Source organism: Mycetohabitans rhizoxinica HKI 454 (assembly GCF_000198775.1).
Taxonomy (GTDB): domain Bacteria; phylum Pseudomonadota; class Gammaproteobacteria; order Burkholderiales; family Burkholderiaceae; genus Mycetohabitans; species Mycetohabitans rhizoxinica.
Window position 1 is genome coordinate 136660 of record NC_014718.1, and the last position, 12157, is coordinate 148816.

The 12157-nt window shown below is 59.7% G+C and carries 7 protein-coding genes and 3 pseudogenes; 8 read left to right on the forward strand and 2 right to left on the reverse strand.

The window, feature by feature from the left end:
* The first annotated feature begins 227 nt into the window (after nt 1-227).
* Together RBRH_RS12680 and RBRH_RS12685 are read left to right on the forward strand one after the other, a co-directional pair.
* Nucleotides 228-2639 carry a hybrid sensor histidine kinase/response regulator gene (locus tag RBRH_RS12680; protein WP_232509394.1) on the forward strand — a complete coding sequence of 804 codons (2412 nt, stop codon included), beginning with the start codon at nt 228-230 and terminating at the stop codon, nt 2637-2639.
* Nucleotides 2640-2807: 168 nt separating this feature from the next.
* A complete protein-coding gene (locus RBRH_RS12685) occupies nt 2808-3131 on the forward strand; it encodes a DUF4148 domain-containing protein (RefSeq protein WP_013428417.1) in 324 nt (107 codons plus the stop codon).
* Here the strand turns inward: RBRH_RS12685 and ligD are convergent.
* Nucleotides 3125-5813: pseudogene (gene ligD / locus RBRH_RS12690) on the reverse strand (DNA ligase D). The gene RBRH_RS12685 and the pseudogene ligD sit on opposite strands and share 7 nt — an antisense overlap.
* Before the next feature lie 195 nt (nt 5814-6008).
* Nucleotides 6009-6680 (reverse strand): annotated as a pseudogene (locus tag RBRH_RS19205) (exodeoxyribonuclease III); the annotation flags it as partial.
* Between the two features lie 441 nt (nt 6681-7121).
* On the opposite strand from RBRH_RS19205, the pseudogene RBRH_RS20450 reads away from it, so the two are divergent.
* The 6 genes and pseudogenes from RBRH_RS20450 to RBRH_RS16385 all read left to right on the forward strand — a co-directional run.
* Nucleotides 7122-7280 (forward strand): annotated as a pseudogene (locus tag RBRH_RS20450) (multidrug transporter); the annotation flags it as partial.
* Nucleotides 7281-7427: 147 nt separating this feature from the next.
* Entirely contained in the window at nt 7428-7823 is a 396-nt protein-coding gene (locus tag RBRH_RS12700; protein WP_013428421.1) for a DUF3597 domain-containing protein, read from the forward strand.
* Nucleotides 7824-7957: 134 nt separating this feature from the next.
* Entirely contained in the window at nt 7958-8419 is a 462-nt protein-coding gene (locus RBRH_RS20455; protein WP_013428422.1) for a rubredoxin, read from the forward strand.
* A gap of 153 nt (nt 8420-8572) precedes the next feature.
* Nucleotides 8573-8986: a DUF4399 domain-containing protein gene (locus RBRH_RS12710; protein WP_157864515.1), complete on the forward strand. Its 414-nt coding sequence runs from the start codon at nt 8573-8575 to the stop codon at nt 8984-8986.
* 375 nt (nt 8987-9361) lie between these two features.
* Nucleotides 9362-11053 carry a carbamoyltransferase family protein gene (locus RBRH_RS12715; RefSeq protein WP_041754959.1) on the forward strand — a complete coding sequence of 564 codons (1692 nt, stop codon included), beginning with the start codon at nt 9362-9364 and terminating at the stop codon, nt 11051-11053.
* Complete coding sequence (locus tag RBRH_RS16385; protein WP_232509395.1) at nt 11028-12080, forward strand: methyltransferase; 1053 nt, start codon at nt 11028-11030, stop codon at nt 12078-12080. The genes RBRH_RS12715 and RBRH_RS16385 overlap by 26 nt, the downstream gene beginning before the upstream one ends.
* Nucleotides 12081-12157 lie beyond the last annotated feature (77 nt).

Consider the following 12157-nt stretch of genomic DNA (forward strand, 5'->3'; position numbering starts at 1 on the left):
CTGCAACCTACTGTAAGCGGGCGCAAGGGCGCCACGCTGGGATAGAATGAGTTAGATCGACTGCTGGCTGTCGCGCGATGGGCCGCGTGCAGGGCGGTGCGCGTGATGCCGTGTTGCGCGGTTTCGATGTACGATTTGCCACGCTGTAATCGAGCTTATTGCGAAGAGCCCCTGTGCCGATGACCAACCGCGGACCTGCCCTCAACAGCCTGACGTCCGTCTGGCCGATGTTGTGGGTCGAAACGATTGCCGACTATGCGATATTCGCGTTGTCACCGGATGGCCGCATATTGAGCTGGAATGCCGGTGGCGAGCGTATTTACGGATATACCCGCGAGCAAGCCCTGGAGCGCATGCTCGATGACTTGTATCCGGACCAGGAGTGCCGGGCCGGCGCGCCCGCGGCCGCGCTGCGCACGGCGGCGCGCGACGGCCGTTACGAGAGCGAGGGATGGCGCGTGCGCTGCGACGGTACGACGTTCTGGGGCAGCGTCGTAATGACGCCGCTGCATGGCGCGCACGGCCAGCTACTCGGCTTCGGCAAGATCGTGCGCGACATGAGCGACAAGAAGAAAGTGCACGATGTGGCGATGGAGAGCGAGCGGCGCTTCCGGCTACTCGTTCAGGGCGTGACTGACTATGCGATCTTCATGCTGTCGCCACAGGGCATTGTCACGAACTGGAACCAGGGCGCGCGACGCATCAAGGGCTACCAGGCCGAGGAGATCATCGGCTCGCATTTTTCCCGTTTCTACACGCCGCAAGAGGCTGCCGCCGGGGTGCCGCAACGCGGCCTCGAAGTGGCGGCGCGCGAAGGTCGATGGGAGTCGGAAGGCTGGCGCGTGCGGCGCGACGGCTCACGTTTTTGGGCGCATGTGGTGCTCGATGCCATCCGCGACGATGACGGCGAGTTGATCGGCTTTGCCAAGATCACGCGCGATATCACTGAGCGGCGTGAGGCAGCCCAGGCGCTGGAGGAAACCCGCACCGCGCTGTTCCAGTCGCAGAAAATGGAGGCGATCGGCAAGTTGACCGGTGGTGTCGCGCATGACTTCAACAATGTGCTGCAGGTACTGCGTGGCAACCTCGAGTTGCTCGAGAATCGCCATGGCGACGATGCGTGGAGCCGTGAGCGGCTCGGCAAGGCCATCGACGCGGTGAACCGCGGAGCCAAGCTAGCCGCGCAATTGCTAGCGCTGGGCCGTCAGCAGCCGCTCAAGCCCCAGGTCGTCAACCTCAGCGGTGTGCTGCACCGCATGGACGACTTGCTGCGACGCGTGCTTGGCGAGACGATCCATATCGAGACAACGGTGGCCGACGGACTCTGGAACACACTCGTAGACAGCCATCAACTCGAAAACGTGCTCCTGAATCTGGCCATCAACGCCCGTGATGCGATGCCCGATGGAGGCCGGCTGGTGCTGACGCTGGCCAATGCGGTGCTCGGCCCGCAACCGGTGGCCGGCATTCCGGATTTGCGCCCTGGTGAGTATGTGACGTTGGCGGTCACCGATACCGGCACCGGCATGCCGCCCAGCGTGATCGAGCGGGCGTTTGATCCATTTTTCACCACTAAGCCGGAAGGGCAGGGCACAGGGCTGGGCTTGAGCATGGCGTACGGCTTCGTGAAGCAAAGCGGCGGGCATATTCTGATCCGTAGCGAGCCGGGACGGGGCACGACCGTGCGCATCTACCTGCCGCGCTCCACGGCGCCGGCCGATACGGTGCGGGTGCTGCCGAGTGCGGCGCCGCAGGGCGGCCACGAGACGATCCTCGTGGTCGAGGACGACCAGGCCGTGCAGGCCACCGTGGCCGAGACGTTGATGGGACTCGGCTACCGGGTGCTGCGCGCGGACAACGCAGATCAGGCACTGGCATTGATCCGCAGCGGCGTGCATGTTGACGTACTGCTTTCGGATGTGGTGATGCCGGGTTCGATCCGCAGCCTCGAGCTTGCGCGCGTTGCGTTGCGCTTGCGGCCGCGGTTGAAGATCGTGTTCACGTCCGGCTACACCAAGGATGCGATCGAGGACAACGCGCGGCTGAACAACAGCGTCGAACTGCTGCGCAAGCCATACAGCCGTGAGCAGTTGGCGGCGCGTTTGCGCGCCGTGCTCGGCGATCACGACGTGTCCGTTGCCACCGGCCGGGCACGCTCGCCGGTGCCGGCTTCAAGCAATGCGGCTGTCGCGCCACGCCGCGCTCCGCAGCCCGCGAAACGCATTGACCAGCCGTTGCAGGGGGTGGCCAGTGCGCACCAGTCCCCGGCGCTGGACGACCCAGCCGCGCGTGCCAATCGCTTGCGCATCCTGCTGGTCGACGACAACGCGGCAGCGACCGAGGCGGTGCGGGAAATCCTGTCGATGCAGGGGCACGTGACAATCGCGGCGGGCACGGCGGAGGAGGCGCTGGACGCGATTCGGCGCGACCGGTTCGACGTATTGCTCACTGATATCATGCTGCCTGGCATGTCGGGGATCGAATTGGCCCAACGCTCGGTCGACGTGCAGCGCAGTCTGCGCGTGATCTTCACCTCTGGCAATGATGTTCCGTGCGACTGCGATCTGGGTTTCGCTTGGGAAGCGTTGCGCAAACCGTACACTGCGGAGCAGCTGTGTGCGGTACTGGGGCGGCCGTGATCTTCGCGGGCCACGCGCGGTGACGTTACTAGCCATACTATTGTTATATAAAATGTAATAGTGTATGGCTGAACTAGCGGTTTTTTCTGTCCGATGGCCTTTCTAGACTTCAGTTGTGGGCCCGAGCAGCAGGCTTGGTGCCTTAAAAACAAGTCTGGAGGTTAAATCATGAAGTCCATCGTCTATGCAGCCATTGCTGCTTCAATTGTTGCCACCCCGCTTGCCTCGTTTGCGCAACAGAAAGGCCCGTTGACGCGGGAGCAAGTGCGCGCGGAATTGGTTCAACTTGAAAAGGCTGGTTATAGCCCGGAGTCGGCCGATCCCTATTATCCGGATAACATTCACGCCGCGCAGGCACGCGTCGATGCTCAACAGAGTATCGCGTACACCAGCGCTGGCTCGTCGATGAGCGGCTCCGTGCAATCCGGCGCAGGCCGAGACAATGCGGCAAGGCCTGCGAACTCAGTGAACTCGGTCTATTTCGGTCATTGAGCGGCACCGCGGATCAAGCGAATCGCTTCCTTCATGCCGATTCGCTCGCGCATCTGCGCGGTGATCGTCTGCCGGACGCGAGCGTAGCCGTGCCACGGATCGGTATCCTGTTCGGCGAGACGGTGGTGAAGGTTGGCGATCGTCCATTGATTGGCGCTCTTCAGTGACGTGAGTTCGTCACGCCGGATTGGAACCGAAACGGGCAACTGCGCTCGGGCGCGGACCGCGTACGGCGCGATCGTCGTCSCGCCTTGGCCGTTGCGTCAGATAGTCGATAAAAATACGACCGACCCGGTTCCTCGGGCCGGATACCGCCGAGAATCGGTCCGGCAGCTGTCGCGCCATATGCTGGACAAGCGCTTGTGTGAACCCTTTCACGTCTGCCCATCCCTGCGACGGCGTCAACGGCACCACCAGGTGAATCCCCTTGCCGCCGCTGGTTTTCAGGAATGATTTCAGGCCGAGTTCGTCCAGCACGGCCAGTGTGAGTTGTGTTGCCTCGATCATTCGTTTCCACGGTAGCGCCGGGTCCGGATCGAGGTCTAATACAAAACGGTCGGGCTGGTCGAGCCGCTCGGTGGTCGCGTTCCATGTATGCAACTCGATGGCGCCCATCTGTGCTGCCCCGACGAGCGCTTGCGCGCTGTCGATCGTCATCACAGGCTGGCCCGCGCAGGCCTTGTCCAACATGTGGATATGGGGAATCGGCAGCTTGCCGGCGTCCTTCTGAAAGAACAACTCGCCCGTGATGCCGTCCGGCGCGCGCACCAGCGCCACGGGGCGCGATTTTAGATGCGGCAGTATTCGCGACGCGATCGATGTGTAGTATTCCGCGAGTTCGCGCTTGGTCGTCGCGCTGGCCGAATCGATGATGCGCTGCGGATGCGTAATCCGGACGCCGCGGACCGTCTCCGTCTCGGCGCGTGCGTCGGGTGGCGCATCGGCCGGTGGACCGGCCCGCGCGCGGCCACGACGTGCGGGCGCTGCCGCAATGGCGTCAGCCGGCACTGCGTGTTCTGGTCCGATGTTGCTGGCTGGTTTATCGGTGCGCAATCCGCGAAAGACGGCATGACGGATGATGCCCTCGCGCGTCATCTCTGCGTAGGCCACCTCGGCAAGCAATTCAGGTCGGGTCCAGTGCACGCCCGTTGCCTCGCGTCTACTCGGCGGGTTGTCCAACGCGGCATGTCTCGTGCGCAGCGGGTCTAGCCGCCCGAGCACAGATTGCAACGTCGCTTCACTGAATCCGGCGCCGACTTTGCCCGCGTATCGCAGTGCGCCGGTATCGGGATCGTGTAGGCCGAGCAGCAATGCGCCGAATGCCTGCCGGCTGCCTCTCGGCTCGGTGTAGCCGACCACGACGAACTCCTGCCGGTGCTTGCATTTAAGTTTGATCCAGTCGGTGGTGCGGCGCGACGCGTACAGGCTGCCAGCTTGCTTGCCGATCACGCCCTCGAGTTGGATCTCACATGCGCTGTCGAGCATCGACTCCGGTGACTCATCGAAATCACGCGACAGCCGCAGCACGTCGCCTTCATGGTGCTCGAGCAGCGCAGTCAGCGTGGCACGGCGCGGCTCTAGCGGCACGTTGCGCAGGTCCATGCCATTCAAGTAAGGCACGTCGAACAAGTAATAGACAATCCCGTTGCTGCGCCGCGCATCGAACGCGTTTTGCAATGACTGGAAGTTGGGCAGTCCTGCTTTGTCGAGGACCACCACTTCGCCGTCCAGCCATGCCGAGTCGAGTCCCAGGCGGCTCAGCGCTTCTGCCTGGCGCGGCATCTTCGAGGTCCAGTCGTTGCCGTTGCGGGTGAACAGTTTGACCTCATCGCCGTCGATCCGCGCCAGGATTCGATAGCCATCAAACTTAATTTCATACCGCCAGTGGCCGGCCGGAGCGGCGTCCACCAGCGTCGCGAGCGCCGGTTTGAGCGATTCGGGCAGCGGCGCGGCGCGTGCACCGTCCAGCGCGGGCCAGTGGGACCTACGCCGGTTCTGTGTCGTGACGGGCTTGCGCAGCGGGGCTTGCGCCGACGCGTCGTTTGCCGTTTCAGGTTGCCGCTTGCGCGCCGCCTGACGCGTCGCGAGTTGTCGGGCCGATGTCGTGGGCCGCAGGGTGCGGTCACTGAGCACGCTGTCCGGTAGCGCTTGTACGATATCGTACTCGGATTCGGAGCGCGCATCGTTGTCGTCCGATTTGATCAGCAGCCATTGCTCTTGCTTGCCTTTCAGCCGGGTGCGCACGAGATGCCAGCGGCCGGCGAGCTTTTCGCCGTCAAGGCGAAAGGTCAGCCGGCCTTTTCGGTAGGCCTCGGCGGGATCGCCGTCTGGCACCCAGACGCCGCGGTCCCATACGATCACGTCGCCCGCGCCATAGTGGCCTTCTGGAATATGACCTTCGAACGCCGCATAGTCGAGTGGGTGATCCTCCACATGGATCGCGATGCGCTTGACATGCGGGTCCAGACTAGGCCCCTTTGGGACCGCCCAGCTTTTCAACGTGCCATCCAACTCGAGGCGGAAGTCGTAGTGCAACTGCGTTGCGTCGTGCTTCTGCACGCAAAACTGCAATGCATGATTGGCCCGTCCCCGCCGTGCTGGGGACTTGCCTGTTTGCATCGGCGGCTCTGGGGTGGTGTCGAAGTCGCGCTTACGCGTGTATTCATCCAGTGCCTTGCGCATCCTAGTCTCCGTTCGTGCGTTGGGCCTGTGTGTTGCGCTTGGGGTGTGCCGGCCCGCCGTCCGCGTCCCTATCCCATCGCAGTTCAATCCAGGCCGGTGCATGGTCGCTCGCTTGTGACTGGCCGCGCCCCATATGTCTACCTCCGCGGCGGTCAACGCCGGCGCAAGCGCGCGGTTGAGTAGCAGATGTTCGATTCGCAGCCCGGAGTGGGTCTGCCAGTGTTGCCGGAAGTCATCCCAGAACGTGTAGTTCCGCTTATCAGGATGCAACACGCGCCGCGCGTCGGTCCAGCCTTGCGCGAGCAGTTGCGCATATCGTTGCCGGCTCTGCGGCTGTAGCAACGCATCCTTCAGCCACGAGCGGGGGTTGTAAATATCCTCGTCAGTCAGCACCACGTTATAGTTACCTGCTAGCACGACGGGCCGGCTGTCGTTGACCATCGTCGCCGCGTGCTCGATCAGCTTGTCAAACCAGGCGAGCTTGTAATCGAACTTCGGGCCGGGCTGCGGATTGTCGTTCGGCAAGTATAACGACGCGATTAGCAAGCCAGCGACGCTGACTTCCAGGTACCGGTTATGCGTGTCGGTCTCGAAGCCGGGCAGCGCCCGTCGCACAGCACGTGGCTGCTCGCCACGCGCCAGAATCGTGACCCCGCTCCACGCTGCCTGGCCGCGCCAGAGCGCGCCGTAGCCGGCCCGCTCCAGGTCGCTTGCCGGAAAGCGCTCGTCGGGTGTCTTCAGTTCCTGCAGGCAGACCACGTCAGGCCCCTCGTGCTCGAGCCATTCCAGCAGTTGGCCGAGTCGCGCCCGCAGGCCGTTAATGTTAAAGATAGCGATTTCCAATGGCCGGATGCTTCGATGGTGCACTTGCTCGCTGGGACAGCAAGCTTCATGCCGACGCTTCGCTGCCGGGCGCCGCGGCGGCGCGTCACAGCGCGCGGTGGCAAGCCCTGATAGGGGGAAAGACTTCGGCTCCCCCGGGGAGCGCCGTGCCGCTGGGACTCAGTCAGGCCCTTCGTTAACTGTCATTTGCTCCAGTGGCGGCGAGGCTGGCATCCGACCTACTGCGACGGCAGGCTGTCCGCGCGCCATGCGCTTAGCGTGCCGCTTGTTGCACAACAGGCGGTCCACAATCTCGATGCCGATGCCGATGCCGATGCCGATGCCGATGCCGATGCCGATGCCGATGCCAATGCCAATGCCAATGCCAATGCCAATGCCAATGCCAATGCCAATGCCAATGCCAATGCCAATGCCAATGCCAATGCCAATGCCAATGCCAATGCCAATGCCAATGCGGATTGCGGGCGCCTGATCGAGCGGTGCTATCGCAGTGGAGTGGCAACTTACCTCGAACGGCTCGATGCACAGCGCAGCGGCTACGAATCCGTGCAGGAGCTGATGCGGCTGAAGCAAGGATGGCTGACCAACGTAGTAACGCTGTATTGGGCATTGGATGGCGGTTAGACGATATTCATTGTCGATCGCGTAGCCGCCGGCCATTGAGAATATCCAATATAAATGGCGGAATCGTGGTTATGGCGTCTCATAGCATAGAAGAGCGCCGTTGCGACTGCCGTTGCCGCTCGGTGTTTCAAGTCTGCGGAGGAAGCGATGACGATCTTTGGTGATATTGTGAGCAAGCTGCTGCGTAGCGCGAGGCCGGACGCGTGCATCGTTTCGCCGGAACCCGCGCCGGATCCAGCAGCGGCTACGGTATCGACCGACGCGCCGTTTCCGGCGCCAACACCGCTGAGTGGCGTTGATGTCGCCGCCGTGCTGGATGCCCGGGTGCGCAAAAGTGGGCGTGCGCTGGATTGGCGTCGATCGTTGACCGACCTGTTGGCCGCGTTGGATGTCGACGACGGCCTTGCGCAGCGCAGCCGGCTTGCCGGCGAATTGGGCTGCAATGGCCCGATTGACGACCCGGCGACAATCGAGCGGCTGCATGACAAGTTGATGCATGCGCTGGCCGCCAATGGCGGGAAAGTTCCTCCACCGTTCCATTGAGCGGCGCGGTGTTGCCGATCCCGAAATCGATTGACAACGCTAATGACACAATCTAACTGGACGTTGCCGATAAAATATCGGCTTCGCGCTGGCGGCTAGGGCGTCGCGCTTTCCTCCTTGTCACGATTTTCTGTATGTATAAGAAAGGCGCTGTTGTCGAGATTCAATTCACCGCCCACCGGCTCAACGACCATGCAGGGGAGCCTTACTGGATCGACCTGGGCCCGGACGAGGCGGTGACGCTGTATCGGCAATTGCACGCCAGGTTTGCTAATGCAACGCCGCAAGCTCAACCGCTTATCGTATCGCTGGACGCACCGGCAGCCGGACACGACCCAGCGCGTGACACACCACGTCAGGCTGACCTCGCTGCAGGGCTTGATACCGCCGCCGCGGTCCAGCCGGCTTCGGTGGAGCCTGATGTGGTCGCGTTCCGGCAATGGGTTTGCGTGATCTGCGGCTGGGTCTATGACGAGGCGTACGGCGCGCCGGACGACGGAATCCCGCCAGGGACCCGCTGGGAGGATGTGCCTGCCGATTGGCGGTGCCCGCTTTGCGATGTTGGCAAGGCGGACTTCGCGATGATCGAGTTCTGACCGGTATCAATCAGTGTCATGATTCACCGGCATGCGTCGGGGAGGTCCGGCAGGCTTGCATGGCATACTTTGCACAGCGCGGCTGAAGCCGATCGTGGCCGATCGGCGCGGTCGCATCCCTTGTTGGTTTCTTGTCACGAGGAGCAATTCGTCATGATCTGTGCCTTTGCGAAGTCGCTGTGCCGTACTACGACGCTATTGTCAGCGCTGTTTGCGGGCTGTGTCACCGCGCATGCCGCCGACGTGAGCTTTGTTGAGCCGAAGGATGGTGCACAGGTTAGCAATCCTATCCATCTGAAGTTCGCAGTGGACGGGATGAAGGTGGCGCCGGCCGGCGACATGACCCCAGGAACGGGCCACCATCACTTGCTGGTCGACGGTCAAGCGCTGCCCAGCGGTGAGGTTGTACCAGTCAATGATCATTCGATTCACTACGGCAAGGGCCAGACGGAAACGGACGTCACGCTGACGCCCGGCGACCATACGCTGACGATGCAGTTCGCCGACGGCGCGCATCGCTCGTATGGGCCCGAAATGAGCCAGACGATCAAGGTTCACGTCAAGTAGCCCACTGCCGCCCATTCGTCACCCGCTCGATCATGTGGCACGGCACAATGTTCGCGTCCTTTCATTGACATCGGGTGCGCGATTCCAATACGGTTGCATCATGCCGGATTTTTCTACCTTTGAATGGTCCAGTTTTTTGGGTCAGCCTCACGACGACTGCCGGGCGCCATATCGAAATGCAGGTACTCGAAGCATCTACCGTTTCGTTTGGCACGGGAATAAGCAAGTCCAAGGAGGCCGAGCGGATAATTCTATTGTTGCACGTTGCTTGCGTCCTTTTTAGTGCAATTTTGGCGGTTTTGAAAAAGAAATAATGTTTGGTTAGTTCACGATTTAAGCCTATAGTGGTTTATATTATGAATGAGCCACGCTAATATGAAAATCCTTGGTATCAATTCCGCCTATCATGAATCCTCCGCGTCGATTGTCATCGACGGCAAGATCGTAGCGGCAGTCGAAGAAGAGCGATTCACCCGAATCAAGCATGCGAAAGAAGCTTGTGTAAGTGGCCCGGCTGAGCTACCGAAAAACAGCATACAGTTTTGCCTTTCCCATGCAGGATTAAAAGCCACGGATTTGGATGGCATCGCCTACTCGTTTGATCCCGCCCTCAGAAAGCGTGAATTCAAACTCGATTCGCTCAGCCTACCGGGTGATTGGGGAAGTGCGCAGGGAGAGGGCATTTTTCTTGCCAAGCTCCAGCAAGTTCCCGGTGCAATCGATGCGCTACTAGACCATCAGTTTGGCAGCAAATTAGCCTTTGTTCCGCATCATATCGCTCATGCCGCTTCGACTTTCTATCCGTCTGGATTCGATCAGGCTGCGATCCTTGTCGTCGATGGGATCGGCGAATCAGGCTGTACTTTGCTGGCGCGTGGGGACGGCAATAAAATAACGACACTGGATCAGGTGCCCTATCCGCACTCGCTTGGGTTCCTGTGGGAAAAGCTGAGCAAATATTTGGGCTTTTCTGAATATGATGCTTGCAAGCTGATGGGGCTGGCCGCTTATGGTGATCCCGCTGTCTTCAGAGAGACATTCAAGCAACTTCTGAATTCAGAAGCAGGCCGATATACGATCGATCCGGACGTGGCCCATTTCCGTCTGCCGGACTTCGAGCGGATCGAGGCATTGTTTGGTCCGGCACGAGCCGATAAAGAACCGATCCTCGATCATCACCGCCATGTTGCCGCCGCCCTTCAAGAAGCCACAGATCACGCGCTGATGGGATTGGTGCGCGAGCTGCGTGAGCGCGCTGCCTCCGATAAATTGTGCTATGCAGGCGGTGTCGCGCTAAATTGCGTCAGCAATTCCGTCATCAAGGAAAGCGGCTTGTTCTCTCAAATGTATGTCCCCACCGCGCCCCATGACGCAGGCACGGCGGTTGGCGCGGCGCTGCATCTTTATTATTCGCTTTCCGGCCAACGTCCATCGCAGGCCGATGACAACCCGTACCTGGGCCCGGCGTTTTCCGATGCGGCGATCGATGCCGCATTCCGTGACGCCGGTCTGTCGCCCCGACACAGCGCCGATCCCGCGCGCGATGCGGCCACGCTGATCGCCGACGGCAAGATCGTAGCTTGGTTTCAAGACCGCATGGAATTTGGTCCCCGCGCGCTGGGTAACCGTTCACTACTGGCCGATCCCCGCAGCGCGTCGATGCGCGAGGTGCTCAATGTGAAGGTCAAGCATCGCGAAGAATTTCGCCCTCTTGCACCCAGCGTACTGGCTGAAGAAGCGGCCAACTGGTTTGAGCTGGGCCAAGCATCGATGAGCCACCAATCGATGCTGTTCGCCTGCCCGGCCAAACAAGATCGTCAAGCATCGATCCCAGCGGTCCTGCATAAGGATCATTCCGCCCGTGTGCAGATGGTCAGTCAAGAGCGCAACCCTAAATTCCACGCGCTGATCCAGCATTTCTTTGAAATGACCGGTGTACCCGTGGTGCTCAACACCTCATTCAACGATAGCGAACCCATCGTCTGCACGCCATCGGATGCGATCAAGACGTTCCAGGGAACGGCCATTGATGCTTTGTTTATTGGCAATCGGTTTGTCGTCAGATAAACTAGGGTTCGATCGCCAGACCAACAACAGCCAGACTAACAACAGGATGGTACGGGACATCGCGATGCACCACACAAACGAAGAAAAATGTATTTTTTTCATCACGAAAAACCATGGCCAGACGGCAAGCCATCATCAAATAGCTGACTGCTTGCCGATAGCCCAGTGGAATTCAATGCATCATGGCTTGAATGGTCAACATGACGAGAAAAATAATTTATTGTCGTCGCCCTATCCCATCAAGGTCGTGACGGATGCCTTTCACTATCCTCATGCTGATCAGGTTCTTCCTATACAGCCGGAACAGTTATTTTTCATGGACTACACGTCCGCAGAAGATTTGGAACAGGCTAGCGTCCTAGACATCGGTGTTGGCTCGGGCGTATTGAGCATTTTTTGCCTACTCAATGGTGCCACTTCTTGTGTTGGATTGGATGTCAACCCAAGAGCGAAAATATTGGCCGGACACAACGCCATCCTCAACCATATCGATAAGAATTTCGATATTCGGGATGGCAGCACTTCGGATATTTTTGCATCTGTCAAGGATAAGCAATTCGATTTTATTTGTTCTAACCCGCCGTTCGAGCCTACGCCACCCGGAATCGATTACTACGTCAATTCTGCAGCCGGCATTTACGGGATGGATTTTGCTGAAAAGATATTGTCCAATATCGACCAGCACTTAACAGATGATGGCATGCTCCAGGTGGTCACGATGGCGCCGGGAGATGCGAAGAGGCCATTCAAACTATATGAAATTCTCGAGAATCATTTGCCAGGCCAAGCGGTGGAGATTATTCTAGACCGGCAGCCCATTTCCTATGATGATTTTGTCGGCAGATTCAACACTATTTTTGGATACGGCGAAGGTGTCGTTTCCCAAATGAAAAAGACTGCTCGCGATGACGGCGTCACGCATCTCCATATGCTGATAATGAAATATAAAAAAGGACGACACGGCAGCATCACGGAAAAGGTGGCCGGTAGAATTTATGAAAATTGGACAACCCCACTTGGGTTATAGCACCCAATGTTGCACTCATCCTAGTGGCATGCTAGGGGGTGTACATATCTTTAATAAAGGCATAATTAAAATTATGT

What these genes read in the sequence shown, in the direction of transcription:
- RBRH_RS12680 (WP_232509394.1), top strand. Translation starts at nt 228, where the DNA reads ATGTTGTGGGTCGAAACGATTGCCGACTATGCGATATTCGCGTTGTCA.
- RBRH_RS12685 (WP_013428417.1), top strand. Translation starts at nt 2,808, where the DNA reads ATGAAGTCCATCGTCTATGCAGCCATTGCTGCTTCAATTGTTGCCACC.
- RBRH_RS12700 (WP_013428421.1), top strand. Translation starts at nt 7,428, where the DNA reads ATGACGATCTTTGGTGATATTGTGAGCAAGCTGCTGCGTAGCGCGAGG.
- RBRH_RS20455 (WP_013428422.1), top strand. Translation starts at nt 7,958, where the DNA reads ATGTATAAGAAAGGCGCTGTTGTCGAGATTCAATTCACCGCCCACCGG.
- RBRH_RS12710 (WP_157864515.1), top strand. Translation starts at nt 8,573, where the DNA reads ATGATCTGTGCCTTTGCGAAGTCGCTGTGCCGTACTACGACGCTATTG.
- RBRH_RS12715 (WP_041754959.1), top strand. Translation starts at nt 9,362, where the DNA reads ATGAAAATCCTTGGTATCAATTCCGCCTATCATGAATCCTCCGCGTCG.